We start from the raw sequence: 15,143 nt of genomic DNA on the forward strand, positions 1-15,143 counted from the left end.
AAGCGGCCTCCGAAGTGCAATAAAACGCCCAATTGGGCCCGCTAATCCCGGAATGTGAAAAAAGCGAGCCAGCCTGCGGCTGTGGGGCAGGACGGGCTTGGAATCTGGGGAGTATTTCTTCAGCCTGCTAGGCCTCCGTTTGGCGCAGTCGGTTCAGCAAGTCAAGGGGCGGGGAGTGCGAATGTTCCGCAGCGGCCAAGCTCTGCACGTTTGCTATACATGCATGGCTAAATAGAAGTACCTAGCGATAGGACAAGGTGTCTATGATCTATTTTTGCACCTTGTTCAAGCATGCACGTTCGCCATCAACTTCACAAAGAGGGATGCAATGAGTAAATCAGAGAATTTCATCGGCACCACAATGGTCCCTATTGGTAAATTTTTGTCCGATGCAAAGAAAAATTCAGTTCCAGAATATCAGCGCAGTTATGCATGGACAGCCGATGAAGTGTCTCAACTCTGGAACGACCTGGTTGATGCAATAGTAAATCACAGGTCTGAATATTTCATTGGCCCAGTGGTTGTGAAAAACATCGCTGCAGGCGAAAGCGAGCTTATCGACGGTCAACAACGGATAACCACAACGCTTGTAATAATAAGCGTTCTACGTGGAATCTTCCGAGAGCATGGGGACTCCGAGAGAGCTGATCTACTCACAAACTGGTTTTTTGGTGAAAAGGATATTCTTACGCTGAGAATAGAAGATAAATTTCTAATGAATGAAGAGAACGGCGAAACGTATCGAAACTTCATCTCCAAAGAGATTGGACCAGAAAAAATATCTATAGAACTAGGAAAGTACCATAAAAAACACTCAAATCACCTATTACTAAACTCCTATGTCACTCTGCTCCCCCTAGTTAAAAAATATATGGGTGATGACTATGATGGTCAAAAATTATTGGCGATAGTTACATACTTGAGAGAGCGAGTGAAGATACTGATACTCAGTGTCAACGATGAAGCTGATGCGTACCAAATTTTTGAGACACTAAACGATCGCGGAAGGTCGCTTGACACACTTGATTTACTGAAAAATCACTTGTTTTCGAAGGCAAAAACAGGCCTTCCAGAGGTAAAGCAAAAATGGGCTGCCCTCAAAGAAAATCTGCAAGATGCAGATCCAAAAAATCGATTTCTCAATCACTTCTGGAGTTCGATGCACGGACGAACTTCGACAACCGGTCTTTTTCGGTCTATTCGCGATCAAATTGGATCTTCTCAAGAATCCATAACATTCGCAAATCAACTAACCGAAGCATCTCGAATTTATGAAGCGTTGCGCAGCGGATCGAGTCCAATATGGAATGAGCACTCAGCAGAAACACGGAAAAATATAGATGTACTCCGACTACTGGACGCTCAACAGGCCCTACCCATTCTTATGGCAGCATACGGAAATTTCTCCGCCGAAGAATTTAAAAAGCTCACGAGACTACTGGTAGTGATGGCAGTCCGATACAACTTTATCGGAGAAGAAAGAACCGGAGTTGCAGCCAATTATTACTCTGACATCCCGAAACCTATTAGGTTAAAAACAATATCAAAAGCTTCTCATATCTTCAAACAACTGAAGCCAATATATCCGAATGATGCTGCGTTTGCCGATGCATTCAAAGTCAAAAGCGTCACAGATACTAAAAGAGCACGTTACATTCTTGCAGAAATCGAAAACAGTACATCTTCATCAGAGAAAATTGTCAATTCCGATCCTGATGAAGTTAATCTAGAACACATTCTCCCAAAAAATATCAACCAGCATTGGAACCCAGACGATACGGGGGTATTGCAGGATGAGCACAGGGATTTTGTGAACAGATTAGGAAATCTGGCCCTCGTTCCAAAATCAAAGAATAAAAAGGTCGGATCAAAATCTTTCGCAGAGAAGAAGGACGAACTTTTTTCTCAGTGCACAGAGTTTTCAACAACTATAAAAATATGTTCCTATGAAGATTGGAATCGCGGAGCCATTGAAGACCGTCAGAGTTATCTTGCAGCCCTGGCGGTCAAGGCCTGGGCATACGGCGACAACTCTTGAACATCCTAATTAGTAGGGTTTGTAGGCTTTGGAGGGTTTGGAGGGTTTGCAGACCATCAAAGCGCGAGCAAGTGTTTTGCCCAAAGCACCTGCCTGCACCGTGCTGGGACTTCCACCAAATTAAATTTGAGACACCGGGACGCCAGCGGCACCATCTTCCGGGTGGTCACCGCTTGGTGGGGTTTGTAGGCTTTGAAGGGTTTACCGACCGTCGAAGCGCGAGCAAGTGTTTTGCCCAAGGCACCGGCCTGCACCCTGCAGGAACCGGCAACAAATCAAATTCGAGACCCCGGGAGACGCCATCTGAAAAACCTTCCGGATGGTCGCCGCTTGGTGGGGTTTGTAGGCTTTGAAGGGTTTACCGCCCCTCGAAGCGCGAGCCAGCGTTTTGCCCATCACACCAGCCTGCACCCTGCTGGAACCCATACCAATTCAAAATTGAGATACCCGAAAAGAACTACCTACAAAGCCTACAAACAGGTCTTCATTGGTGGGTTTGTAGGTAGTTGATTCCAAGCATTTCTAGTTTGAAAAAAGCTTCTTCCCGTTACGTCACAGGCTCCGGCACAACCCGGCCCACGGCCTCAAAAGTCCGACGATTCCCGACAGTGAAAGCGGCGCTGCAGCGCCCCGCAAGGCCGCATCAGGCTTAGCGGTGCACCCAAGCGGCACCCCCGACGAAATCAACGCACGAAGCCAGCAGGCGCGGCGGGGTCTCGACAGCGCGCCAGGGCATTTGGTCGTCTTGCATGGCGGCTGGGGCTGGCCACGGCATGCCACCGGCCGCAGCGCGTAGCGTCGGCCGCTGGGCGTCGGGTAGTAGATGGGCGCGCGCCAGCTCAGTGCGCGGCGGCGGTGGTCAGCTCTGGCGCGCGCCTGCGGCCTGCAGGTAGTCGGCCCACCACTGCATCAGTTTCGTGCGGTCGGCCATGTACGTGGTGCGGTGGTACGCGGCGCGTATCTCGTTGCTCTCCTTGTGGGCCAGTTGCCTCTCGATCACATCGGGGTTCCATCCGTGTTCGTTGGCCACGGTCGAGAACAAGGCGCGAAAGCCGTGCGCGGTGGCAATGCTCTTGTAGCCCATGCGTGCAAGCGCTGAGTTGAACGTGTTCTCGCTCAGCGGTTTGCTGGGGTAGTAGGGACTCGGGAACACCAGCTCGCGGCCGCCGCTGATGGCGTCGATTTTGTCCAGCACTTCGAGGGCCTGCTTGGACAAGGGCACGCGGTGTTCCTCGCGCATCTTCATGCGCTCGGCCGGGATAGTCCATAGCGCGGCCTTGAGGTCGAACTCAGCCCAGCGCGCGCCCCGCACTTCGCCCGGCCTGCAGGCGGTGAGCATGAGCATGCGCAGTCCCAGCGTGATAGACGCGGCGCCATCGTAGGCCGCAAGCCTGCGCATGAATTCGGGCAGCTCTTTCTCTGCCAGTGCGGCCCGGTGCTGCACGGTGCGTGGCTTGAGAATTTCAGAGGGCACCAGATCGAGCATGGGATTGGTCTGGATGCGCTCGTGTGTGATGGCCCAGCGGAAGATGGCCTTGACCCGCTGCAGCACCCTGCCCGCTTGGTCGGTCGCGCCACGCGCTTCCACGGCCTTCACAGCTTCCATCACGTCGCGCGCCTTCAGGTTGGCCATAGGCCGGGAACCCAGCGCCGGAAAAATGTCGTTCTCCAGCGATGCCTGGATGCGGCCCATCGTGACTGGCTCCCATCGCGCCGACTGGTGCGCAAGCCAGTCGCGAGCCACGGCTTCGAGGGTGTTGCGGTTTTCGTGGATGACCCGGGCCTTTTGCTCCTTGCGGACTTCGCCGGGGTCTTGGTTGTCTTGGAGCAGCTTGCGCGCCTTGCCAGCCGACTCCCTGGCCATCTTCAAACTGATGTCGGGGTACACCCCGAATGCCAGGCGCTTTTCTTTTCCGGCAAAGCGGTACTTCATGCGCCAGTAGCGCCCGCCTGCTTTGGTTACTTCGAGATAGAGGCCCAGGCCGTCAGAGTGTTTGCCGGGCTCGGCGAGGGTGCGTAGCTTCGTGTCGGTGAGTTTCAAGGGGGCACCAGAAATGGCAGGGGGCACAAAAGGGGGCACATTCTGCCAGCGCTTGGCAGATCGCTAGCATTCATGCGGGTTAGCGCCCGGATTGTGAGTGTGGCCCCGCCACGAACAAGTCCGCAAGAGCACTGCCTCTTGCGGACTTTTTTATTGGCCTGGGTGTCTACCCCCTGCGCCGCTGCGCAGCGCGCAACTCCTCCAGCGCCTCCTCCACCGCGCGCCGGTACTCCGGCGTCAGCCCGTCGCTCTTGAGTTCCCGCTCGTGAAACGACACGCGGCGCGGGTTTTTGATGAGGTCCTGGATCACGATGCCCTTGAGCTTCAGATAGACAGCCTGGTTCATGGGGGTCTCCTGCAGGTGCCAAGAGCCCCGATGATCTCTCCAACGGGCGGGCAATGCCATCGGTTTGTTGCCCGGTTGCCACCCCGGCTGAGCCCGGTCAGGGCGTCACGCGCTGCGCCGCCAGGGTGATGAAGTCCTGCTCGTAGGCCCCGATGGAGGCCACTGCCTGCAGGCGCTGGGCGGGGGTCATGGCGCTGTGCACCAGCGCAAACCCGGCGCAGCCTTCGTCCACCAGCGTGGTGGCGTAGCGCTGGTAGGCGGCGTCCGGAGAGGTGTTGAGGCGGGCGAGGTAGCCGCGCAGCAGCGCACGGGTCTGGTCGGTGTTGCCGCGCTCTGCGGCGATCTTGCGCAGCACCTGCACCAGGTCTTGCTGGCGGCGCTGGCGCTCGGCATAGGTGCGCTGCGGGTCAAAGGATGACTGGGCGATGTAGCTGCGCAGCGCGGCCTTCTGGGGCTCTTGCAGGGTGCCGTAGAAGTCTTCGGTGCGCGACAGCAGCAGCTGGTAGCGGTGCTCGCGCAGCTTGTCCGGGGGCGGGTCCAGCCACTCTTTTTTCCAGTCGGCGTTGCTGTCGGACTGCTTTTTCTGCAGGCTGCGGATCTGGGCTTCGGACAGGTCGGAGGCCAGCCACACCAGCGAGGGCTCGGCCCGGGCGAGCAGCTGGTCGACCTGGGTTCGCAGGTCGGCATAGGCGCGGCAGGCCTGCTCGGCGGACATGGGGGCTGGCAACTGCTGGCGCAGCTTTTGCAGCAGCCCGGCGTGCTCGGGCAGCAGGGTGTCGCGGTGCCAGCGGTGCAGATCGGCCAGCTCGTCGCGCACCCGCTCGGCCTGCGGCTGCGTCAGGTCCAGGTACCGGTTGAGCTGCCACGACAGCAGCTGTGGGGCCTGGTTGTAGGCCAGCTTCACGGTGCTGCAGCCTGCCAGCAGCAGGCCGGCCAACACCAGGCTGACCACACCCAGGGTGGTGCGAAGAGGAAACATGCGCAGACCTCGCAAAGAAGGCCGCAGGATAGAGCGAGAACCCGGCGCGCGCCCCGCCCCCGCGAATACCCGGACGGGAGCCACAGAATTGCCGCCCGTGCGAGGGGCCCCGCAAGCCCCCAAAAAGCGCGCAGTTGCCCGGCCATAACCGGGCTTGCAGAACATCTGCTTACGAATCCGCGCCACCCGGGCGGGCGGCAATGTGCCCACAGCCTCTATAAACAGCGCGCGCCATCTGCAGCGCCCAGAGCACAACGCCAAAAACCAGGGTGACGCCGAACCCAGCCCCCTGTGCAGCCCCGGCTGCACCAGGGCCCGCGCCAATGCGGAGATGGGCACATTCGGCCTTACCAAGACAAGAGAGGGAAATCCACCGCCATGACCGCCGCAGCCACACCCGCAACGGGCGAGCTTCACCAACTGTTGGCCACCCTGATGGCGGCCGACGACATCGACGACCACGACCTGGAACTGGCGGACACCATCGTCCAGCGGTTTCCGGCGGCCTGCGAGGCCTTGCAGGCCCGCGCGCGCATCCACCTGCGGCTGGACAACGCGCAGGCGGCACGCCAGGACCTGCAGGCCGCCCAGGCGCTGGATGCCACGCACTGGGGCAACGCCTGGGTGCGCTGCCTGCTGGCACACGCCGAGGGCGGCCCCGCGCTGCACGAGGCGCTGGGCCTGGGCCAGCAGGTGCTGGCCACGCACCCCACGCACCTGGACACGCTGGTCACGCTGGGCAAGGTCCACAAGGCGCTGGACGCGCCCGAAGAGGCCGCCGCGTGCTACCGGCGGGCCTGCCAGGCGCACCCCGCGAGTTTTCGCGCGCACAACCTGCTGATGCAGGTGCTGTGCGAGCTGGGCCGCGAGGACGAGGCCATTGCCCTGATCCGCGCTGCACAGGTGCCCATGCACAGCTACCACATGGCCATCGAATACAACCTGGGCACGCTGCTGATGAAAAAGAGCCCCCGCAAAGCCATCGAGTTTCTGGACATTGCGCGCCAGAAGATGGGGCGCATCAACAATGTGCAGCACAACCGGGCGGCCTGCCTGGAGAAGCTGGACCGTTACCAGGACGCCATCGACGAGTGGAGCGACCTGCTCGAACACGAGCCCGACTGGGACTGGCCCCGCGCAGGCCGCGCCCGCTGCTACCGCGATCTGGAGCAGTTTGACGCCGCGCTGGCCGACCTGCAGCGCCTGAAACAGGTAGACCCCACATCCACCCAGCACCTGACGCTGGAGGCCACGATCCACTTCGACCGCGCCGACTACCCCGCCACACTGAAGGCCCTGCAGGCGCTCGAGCAGGCCCAGGAGCTGCAGGGCGAGTTCCTGGCCAACCTGCTGGGCGCCACCTACAAGAACATGGGCGATCTCGACGCCGCCCGCCCCTATTTCGAGCAGGCCATTGCCGACGACCCCGAGAGCTACCGCGCCCATAACAACCTGGCAACCTGCCTGCTGCACAACGGCCGCCCCAACAAGGGCGAGGCCACGCGTGCACTGGCCGTGGCAGAGGCCGCCATGGCACTGCAGCCCGCGCAGTGGGCGCCCCACGAGCACCGCGCACGCGCCCTGCTGGCGCTGGGCCGCAGCAAAGAGGCGCTGCAGGTGTTCGACACCTGGTGCGCCGCCCACCCCGACGACGGCGCCGTGGCCCTGGACTACACCACCGAGCTGCTCAACGCCGGAGACCCCGCTCAGGCCGCGCAGCGGTTTGAACGGTTGATTGCGCAGGACATCAGCGTGCCCTACTGCCACTGGGGCCTGGGCAAGGCGCTGGCCCAGCTGGGCAAAACGGAAGAAGCGCGCGCCCTGCTGCTCAAAGCCCAGCACCTGTACACGCTGGAGGGGAACACCCTCAGCGTCGAGGCCTGTGCCGAAACCCTGGCCGACCTGGACAAACCCAAATCATGGCTGCGGCGGCTGATGGGCGGGTGAGCCCCGGCAGGAAACAGGCACGGGCAGGGGCAAGTGACGGGCCGCCTGTGACCGCCCATGCCCCTCTAGTTGTCCTGCCGCCGAATCAGCTGGCGGCCGCTGGCCGTGATGGCCAGCTCACCCCCAGGCCCCTTGGTGACAAACCCCCACTCCAGCAGGCGCCCGGAGACATGGTCCTTGAGCGCGTGGGGCAGCGTGATGACTTCGCCCATCTCAAGTTGCTTGAGGGTTGCAATCTCGTCCACGGTGGGATCGAAATGCGGAGCGTGGTAAGTGGTCATGGTGGTCGCTCTCCAACTGGGTTGGTGAAAGAAAGACTGACTTCCGCGCAACCAGATTAGTTCAGCGCCAGGGGCAATGCAAGCGCGTCATCCCGCAACCGGGGTGCCACCCGCTTCGGCCATGTGCTGCAGCCAGCGCGCAAAGGTGACCAGTACCGGTGGCTGCGCCTGCGCGGGGCTGATGAGGTAGTAGGCACGCTCGCCGCGCAGCGGGCGGTTGCAGGCCACCACCAGCTCGCCGCTGGCGAGCTCGGCCTCGATCAGCAGGGGCGGGATCAGCGCCACACCCATGCCATGCGTGGCGGCCACGGCGAGCATGGAGAACAGCTCGTAGCGCGGGCCATCCAGCGCATGCGGCGCATCCACCTCCATCGCATCAAACCACTGCCGCCAGCCATAGGGGCGCGTGCTTTGCTGCAGCAGCGGCAGCTCGGCCAGCGCCTCGGCCGCCACGGGCTGGTGCGCGCGGCCCCGGCCCCGGGGCGCGGCGGATTCGAGCAGGCGCGGGGCACACACAGGCACCACGTCTTCGTGCATCAGCAGCTGCGCCTGCACGCCGGGCCAGTTGGCGACCTGCTCGGGCGTGCCCGCATACAAGGCGGCATCGAACGTGGTGTCGGCAAACAAAAAAGGCCGTGTCTGCGTGTCGATGTGCACCACGATGTCGGGGTGCGCCTGCGCCAGCTGCGGCAGGCGCGGGATGAGCCAGCGCGTTGCAAAGGTGGGCACAGCCGCCAGCGCGATCGTGCCGCCCTCTCCCTGGTGGGCCATCACATCGAGCGTGTCGCGCTCCAGCCCCTGCAGCCAGCGCGCCACTTGGCGGCCGTAATGCGCGCCGGCGGGCGTCAGCACCACGCCGTGGCGCGTGCGGCGAAAGAGCTGCACGCCCAAGAATTCCTCCAGCGCCTGGATCTGGCGCGAAATGGCGCTTTGGGTGAGCGACAGCTCCTGCGCGGCGCGGGTGTAGCTCTCGTGGCGGGCGGCGACTTCAAAACAGGCCAGTGCCTGGGTCGATGGAATGTTGCGGCGCATGATGAAGAGGAACTTGTGGAAAGAAAACCAGCCATTGAAACCTTCTGCGGCAAGTATTCCATACATTCCACAAACGCATATCTGGATGAAAAGAACTCGCTTGCAGGCCACTAGACCAAGGCCTACGATGCGTTCCAGATTTGTTTCTTTTCTTCCCCCACTTTCCGACCTGGAGACACATATGGCCCACGCCGCTTTTCAATGGGATGACCCTTTCCTCCTGAGCCAGCAACTGACCGACGACGAGCGCGCCATCCAGGCGGCTGCCGCCGCCTACTGCCAGGACAAGCTGGCGCCCCGCGTGCTGGACGCCTTCCGCCACGAAAAGATGGACGTGAGCATCTTCCGTGAGATGGGCGAAGTGGGCTTGCTGGGCCCCACCATCCCCGAGCAGTACGGCGGCCCTGGCCTGTCGTACGTGGCCTACGGCCTGATCGCCCGCGAGGTGGAGCGCGTGGATTCGGGCTACCGCTCCATGGCCAGCGTGCAGTCGTCGCTGGTGATGGTGCCCATCCATGAGTTCGGCACCGAAGCACAAAAGCAGAAGTACCTGCCCAAGCTCGCCACCGGCGAGTGGATCGGCTGCTTTGGCCTGACCGAGCCCGACCACGGCTCCGACCCTGGCAGCATGGCCACGCGCGCCTACAAGGTCGATGGCGGCTACAAGCTCAAGGGCAGCAAGATGTGGATCACCAACAGCCCTGTGGCCGACGTGTTCGTAGTCTGGGCCAAGGAAGTGTCCGAAGGCGGCGCTGTGGGCCCGATTCGCGGCTTTGTGCTGGAGAAGGGCTGGAAGGGCCTGACCGCTCCTGCCATCCACGGCAAGGTGGGCCTGCGCGCCTCCATCACCGGCGAGATCGTGATGGACGATGTGTTCGTGCCCGAAGAAAACGCCTTCCCTGAAGTGCAGGGCCTGAAGGGCCCGTTCACCTGCCTGAACAGCGCCCGCTACGGCATCGCCTGGGGCGCTTTAGGTGCGGCCGAGTTCTGCTGGCACACCGCCCGCCAGTACACGCTGGACCGCAAGCAGTTTGGCCGCCCCCTGGCTGCCAACCAGCTCATCCAGAAGAAGCTGGCCGACATGCAGACCGAGATCGCCATCGGCCTGCAGGCCTGCCTGCAGTTCGGCCGCATGAAGGATGCGGGCACGGCCAGCGTGGAAGGCACCTCCATCATCAAGCGCAACAGCTGCGGCAAGGCGCTGGACATTGCCCGCCTGGCGCGCGACATGATGGGCGGCAACGGCATCAGCGACGAATTCGGCGTGGCCCGCCACCTGGTGAACCTGGAAGTGGTGAACACTTACGAAGGCACGCACGATGTGCATGCCCTCATCCTGGGCCGCGCCCAGACGGGCATCGCCGCGTTTTCGAACTGAGGTAGGAAGGCCCTCTCTCCCGCTGCTCGCTGCGGCGGTGAGCCCCCCTCTCCTCTCCCCTCGCGGGAGAGGGAGTTGAACAGGGCACGCTCTGCAAACTTCAAGCTTTTCAGGCCTTCTCCGCGCTCTGGATATGCCTTTATAGCTATCAATTTAATAGTATTCACATGTCCACATCCCCCTCCAACGCTGGCGCCCTCGCAGGCATCAAGGTGCTCGACCTCTCCCGCGTGCTGGCTGGGCCCTGGTGCACCCAGGTGCTGGCCGACCTGGGCGCGGATGTGGTCAAGGTGGAGCGCCCCGGCGTGGGCGACGACACGCGCCAGTGGGGCCCGCCCTTTTTGAAAGACGCGGACGGCAACGACACCAACCAGGCGAGCTACTACACCGCCTGCAACCGCAACAAGCGCTCGGTGACCATCGACATGGCCTCGCCCGACGGCCAGGCGCTGATCCGGCAGATGGCGCAAGAGGCGGACATCGTGGTGGAGAACTTCAAGGTCGGTGGCCTCAAGCAATACGGCCTGGACCATGACAGCCTGCGCGCACTCAACCCGCGCCTCATCTACTGCTCCGTCACCGGCTTCGGACAGGACGGGCCCTATGCCGAGCGCGCAGGCTACGACCTGATGGTGCAGGCCATGACGGGCCTGATGAGCATCACCGGCCAGGCCGACAACCAGCCCGGCGGCGGCCCCATGCGCGTGGGCGTGGCCGTGATCGACCTCTTCACCGGCCTGTATGCCAGCAACGCCATCCTGGCCGCGCTGCATGTGCGTGACAACGCCACCAGCGGCACGGGCCAGGGCCAGCACATCGACATGGCGCTGCTCGACGTGGGCATGGCCGTGCTGGCCAACCAGGCGTCGGGCTTCCTCGCCACCGGCAAGGCGCCCGGGCGCATGGGCAACAGCCACCCCAGCCTCGCGCCCTACCAGGACTTCCCCACCGCCGACGGCAACATGCTGCTGGCCATTGGCAACGACGGGCAGTTCCAGCGCTTTTGCGCCGCCGCCGACCAGCCCCAGTGGGCCAGCGACCCGCGCTATGCCACCAACACACTGCGCGTGCAAAACCGCACTGCGCTGATCCCCGCCATGGAGGCCGTGACCCTCACGCGCACCACGGCCGACTGGATCACGCTGCTGGAAGACAAGGCCGTGCCTTGCGGCCCCATCAACACCATTGCCCAGGCGTTTGACGACGCGCAGGTGCAGGCCCGTGGCCTGGCCGTGACGCTGCCGCGCTGGAAGGACGGCGAGGCCGCCACCGACAAGGTGCAGCAGATCACCGGCGTGGCCAGCCCTCTGCGCCTGTCGGCCACGCCGCCGGTGCTGCGCAATGCGCCACCTGCGCTGGGGCAGCACACCGATGAAGTGCTTGCAGAGATGGGGCTGGACGCAACGCGCATTGCCGCGCTGCGGGACCAGGGCGTGGTGTAGCGGCGCGCTTTTCCATCCACGCCACAACGCCCCGCTCCGACAGGATGCGGGGCGTTGGTCTTTCTGGGGTTACTGCGCTGGCTGCGCGGACTGCACCGGTAGTTCTGCAGCGGCCAGCAGGCAGTCCGTCACCTCGTCAGAGAAGTGCATCAGGCGGCCGTCCAGCCAGACGGCATCCGACCCATTCGGGTCCGGCGCAGCGGGCGGCAGGCCATGGTCCAGCAGCGCCTGCGCGCAACCCGCCCAGTCGCCGCCTGGCTCCGGTGTGTTGATGGAACCCCAGGCGAGCGCACCGCAGGCGTTGTCCTGAAACCCGTGCTGCGCCTGCCAGCGCGCGCCATGCTCCAGCACAAAGCGGGTCAGCGCCGCATCGCCCCGGAAGATCGCGTGGTGCAGCGCCGTGCCCTCCCAGTCGCCACCCGGCGTGTCGATGGGCCAGCCCAGGCGCACCATCAGCCGCACGGCATCGCCGCAGCCCGGCTGCGCGGCCAGCTCGGGCAGCAGGCGCCGATGGGCGGGCGACAAGCCCTGCACCAGGCCGGGCTGCGTGCCCAGCAGTTCACGCGCCTGGGCCTCGTCGCCCTGCGCGCAGGCCGCTACAAAACGCTCGTCGGCGGGCACGTCAACCACACCCAGCAGGCCACGCAAAAAGGCCGCCACATCCGGCAAGCCGTAGCGCAACGCCTGCAGGTGCGCAGGCGTGCCCTCGGCGGTGCACACCTGCGGGTCTGCCCCTGCTGCCACCAGCGCCTGCACATGCGCCAGCGACCGGCGGCGGCGTAGCGCCCACAGCAGCGGCGCGGCGCCGGGGGCGCTGCCACCCAGGGGCTCGTTGGGGTCCGCGCCATGGGCCAGCAGCAGCTGCAGCGCGGGCAGGTCGTCCATATCGAGCACGCGGTGCAGCGCGTTGGTGCCGGGCACACGCGCCCCCGCCTGCAGCAGCAGCCGCGTGCACTCCAGGCTGCCCAGCGCGTGGTACAGCGACTCGCCATCGTTGGGGTGGGCGCCCGCTTCCAGCAGCAGCCGGGTGATGCCCGCGTGGTGGTGGGCACCGGCCGCGCCGTACAGGGCCGACAGCGGGTGCGACACATCGGGCGCCTGCAGCGATGCGGGAGGCCAGCGGCTGCCCACGCGCTGGTTCGCATCAGCGCCTGCCTCCAGCAACAGGGCCACGCAGGCCTGCAGCCGGTCGGCAAACGCGGGCAGCCGCGCCAGGCTGGAATGGGTGACGGCGAGCAGCGGCGGCAGCTGCAGCGGCCCGCCGGGCTGGTGCACCCAGGCGGTGTCGCGCGCCACCTGATCGCGCAGCCGGGCCACATCGCCCACGGCACAGGCCAGCCAGATGTCCTGCTCCGCCTGCGGCACGGCGCCCTCGGTCCAGAGCTGCCCGGCCAGCGCGGGCCGTGCGGTGTGGTTGCCACCGGCGATGTCGCCTGCATAGACCAGGCGCAGCCACAGCAGCGTGGCACGCGCAGGGTCGTCCACCAGCGCGCGGCGCGCCAGCACAAAGGCCTGGAACTGCGGCCACGAGGCAAAGCCATGCTCGCGCGCCAGGCACCACTGCGCGTGGTGCAGGCGCAGGTCGGTGCCTGCGGGCAAGGCCAGTGGCGCCAGGCGCGCCAGTGCGGCGGCATCGCCTGCGCGGGCCTCGGCCAGCAGCGTTTTGGCTTGTTTCTTGAGATGGCCCAGATCGGGCCGAGGGGGAAGACGTTTCACGAGAACCTCCGTGCATACAACGCCGACGGCCTGCAGTTCCGGCAGCACAAAGGGGAAAGAACGGTCTCTCTGGGAGTCGGCAAGTGGGTTGCACCCTGTCCGCAGGCCCGGGCGCGGCTTGCGTCCGCGCAGCGCGGGATCTTACCCGCGCCGCCCAGGAAAATGCTTGTACAAAAAATTACAAACGCTCCACAATGCGGTGAAGACACCCCATTTCGCCGCCCCACCGGCGTTTGTAGTGCCTATCTGCAGTCTTCTTTACTCCCCCACGCTGGTTGCCACAAACCAAGGAGTCCGCCATGAAGCTCAGCCTCAAGCTCCCCCTCGCCTTCACGGTGGCCTTGCTGCTGCTGTTTGCTGCGGCGCTGTTTGGCATAAGCCGCCTGAACCAGGCGCTGGACACCTACCAGACCACGGTGGCGCAAAGCTTCGAGAACGAGCGGCTCGCGGCCACCATGCTCAACGACTTCAAGGTGCAGGTGCAGGAGTGGAAAAACGTGCTGCTGCGCGGCAAAGACCCGGCCCAGCTCACACGCTACTGGACAGCCTTTGAAAAGCAGGAAAAGGCCATCAAGGACGAGGCGCAAAAGCTCATGGCCGCCCTACCCCCGGGCGATGGGCGCGAGCGCGTGAGCCAGTTTGCGCAGGCGCATGAGCGCATGGGTGCGGCCTATCGCAAGGGGTTTGAGGCCTTCAAGGCCGCCGACCACGACCCGCAGGCGGGTGACAAGGCCGTGGCGGGCATGGACCGCGAGCCCTCGCAGCTGCTGGACCAGGCGGGCGACCTGATCGCCAAGGCCAGCAGCGAGGTGGCCGAACGCGCCGCCGCCACCGCGCAGCGCGCCACCACCATCAGCCTGGGCGTGATGCTGGTGGTGTGCGCCCTGGGCATTGCCGGGGCCGTGGCCTTCAGCCGCACGGTGGTGAACCCGCTGGACAACGCCGTGCGCGTATCGCAGGCCGTGGCCGGGGGCGACCTGACGGTGGCGCAGCATGTGCAGGGCAAGGACGAGGTTACCCAGTTGCTCAACGCACTGCATGCCATGCAGCAAAGCCTGTCGCGCGTGGTGAGCAACGTGCGCAACAACGCTGACAGCGTGGCCGCCGCCAGCACCGAGATTGCACAGGGCAACAACGACCTGAGCGCGCGCACCGAGCAGCAGGCCAGCGCGCTGGAGGAAACCTCGGCATCGATGGAAGAGCTCAGCTCCACCGTGCAGGCCAATGCCGAAAACGCGCGCCAGGCCAACCAGCTGGCGGCGAGCGCCAGCACCGTCGCCGTGCAGGGTGGCGACGTGGTGGCCGAGGTGGTGACCACCATGAAGGGCATCAACGACAGCAGCAAGAAGATCGCCGACATCATCAGCGTGATCGACGGCATTGCCTTCCAGACCAACATCCTGGCGCTGAACGCGGCCGTGGAGGCCGCCCGTGCGGGCGAGCAGGGCCGGGGTTTTGCCGTGGTGGCCAGCGAGGTGCGCAACCTCGCGCAGCGCAGCGCCGAAGCCGCCAAGGAGATCAAGGGCCTGATCCACGCCAGCGTGGAGCGCGTGGAACAAGGCACGACGCTGGTGGACAAGGCGGGTGCCACCATGACCGAGGTGGTGGCCTCCATCCGCCGCGTGACCGACATCGTGGGCGAGATCAGCGCCGCGAGCAGCGAACAGAGCGCGGGCGTAGCCCAGGTGGGCGAGGCCGTGATGCAGATGGACCAGGCCACGCAGCAGAACGCGGCACTGGTCGAACAAAGTGCCGCCGCCGCCGACAGCCTGAAGGTGCAGGCACAGCAGCTGGTGCAGGCGGTGGCGGTGTTCCGGCTGGCAGAGACGGATGCCCCGGTCCTCGCGCACCCCACGGCGCCCGTGGGCCGCCAGCCCCGGCTGGCCGCGACCTGAGCGGCTTTCTATGGATAAAAAAAGCCGTTACCGCGCGTCCATCATGTC

The 15,143-nt window shown here is 63.8% G+C and carries 11 protein-coding genes; 5 read left to right on the forward strand and 6 right to left on the reverse strand.

Translation table 11 applies throughout. From position 1 onward, the window contains the following. Positions 1-328 precede the first annotated feature (328 nt). On the forward strand, positions 329-2,038 hold the full coding sequence (locus ACYZGB_RS16010; RefSeq protein WP_462389682.1) for a DUF262 domain-containing protein: 1,710 nt from the start codon (positions 329-331) through the stop codon (positions 2,036-2,038). Positions 2,039-2,897: 859 nt separating this feature from the next. Here ACYZGB_RS16010 and ACYZGB_RS16015 read toward each other — a convergent pair. The 3 genes from ACYZGB_RS16015 to ACYZGB_RS16025 form a co-directional block, all read right to left on the reverse strand. Then, on the reverse strand, positions 2,898-4,079 hold the full coding sequence (locus ACYZGB_RS16015) for a tyrosine-type recombinase/integrase (RefSeq protein ID WP_462389684.1): 1,182 nt from the start codon (positions 4,077-4,079) through the stop codon (positions 2,898-2,900). A gap of 166 nt (positions 4,080-4,245) precedes the next feature. Further along, positions 4,246-4,425, reverse strand: coding sequence for a hypothetical protein (locus ACYZGB_RS16020; protein WP_063462633.1), 180 nt, complete (start codon positions 4,423-4,425; stop codon positions 4,246-4,248). Positions 4,426-4,522: 97 nt separating this feature from the next. Then, on the reverse strand, positions 4,523-5,404 hold the full coding sequence (locus tag ACYZGB_RS16025) for a DUF6279 family lipoprotein (protein ID WP_462389686.1): 882 nt from the start codon (positions 5,402-5,404) through the stop codon (positions 4,523-4,525). A gap of 378 nt (positions 5,405-5,782) precedes the next feature. On the opposite strand from ACYZGB_RS16025, the gene ACYZGB_RS16030 reads away from it, so the two are divergent. Then, positions 5,783-7,351, forward strand: a complete 1,569-nt coding sequence (locus tag ACYZGB_RS16030) for a tetratricopeptide repeat protein (RefSeq protein WP_462389688.1) — start codon at positions 5,783-5,785, stop codon at positions 7,349-7,351. Between the two features lie 65 nt (positions 7,352-7,416). Here the strand turns inward: ACYZGB_RS16030 and ACYZGB_RS16035 are convergent, their stop codons facing one another. Next, complete coding sequence (locus tag ACYZGB_RS16035) at positions 7,417-7,632, reverse strand: hypothetical protein (protein WP_291469747.1); 216 nt, start codon at positions 7,630-7,632, stop codon at positions 7,417-7,419. An 87-nt stretch (positions 7,633-7,719) separates the two neighbouring features. Then, positions 7,720-8,664, reverse strand: a complete 945-nt coding sequence (locus ACYZGB_RS16040; protein WP_462389689.1) for a LysR family transcriptional regulator — start codon at positions 8,662-8,664, stop codon at positions 7,720-7,722. 181 nt (positions 8,665-8,845) lie between these two features. Between ACYZGB_RS16040 and ACYZGB_RS16045 the strand changes: the two genes are divergently transcribed. Together ACYZGB_RS16045 and ACYZGB_RS16050 are read left to right on the forward strand one after the other, a co-directional pair. Beyond that, positions 8,846-10,042 carry an acyl-CoA dehydrogenase gene (locus ACYZGB_RS16045; RefSeq protein WP_462389690.1) on the forward strand — a complete coding sequence of 399 codons (1,197 nt, stop codon included), beginning with the start codon at positions 8,846-8,848 and terminating at the stop codon, positions 10,040-10,042. 167 nt (positions 10,043-10,209) lie between these two features. After that, entirely contained in the window at positions 10,210-11,484 is a 1,275-nt protein-coding gene (locus tag ACYZGB_RS16050) for a CaiB/BaiF CoA transferase family protein (RefSeq protein ID WP_462389692.1), read from the forward strand. A 69-nt stretch (positions 11,485-11,553) separates the two neighbouring features. On the opposite strand, the gene ACYZGB_RS16055 is transcribed toward ACYZGB_RS16050, so the two are convergent. Further along, the gene (locus tag ACYZGB_RS16055) at positions 11,554-13,200 is read right to left on the reverse strand and encodes an ankyrin repeat domain-containing protein (protein WP_462389693.1); all 1,647 of its coding nucleotides are present in this window, start codon (positions 13,198-13,200) and stop codon (positions 11,554-11,556) included. Between the two features lie 299 nt (positions 13,201-13,499). Here ACYZGB_RS16055 and ACYZGB_RS16060 point away from each other — a divergent pair, with 299 nt between their 5' ends. After that, positions 13,500-15,095: a methyl-accepting chemotaxis protein gene (locus tag ACYZGB_RS16060; protein ID WP_462389695.1), complete on the forward strand. Its 1,596-nt coding sequence runs from the start codon at positions 13,500-13,502 to the stop codon at positions 15,093-15,095. Positions 15,096-15,143: the final 48 nt, after the last annotated feature.

This window comes from Acidovorax sp. Q11 (assembly GCF_054950075.1).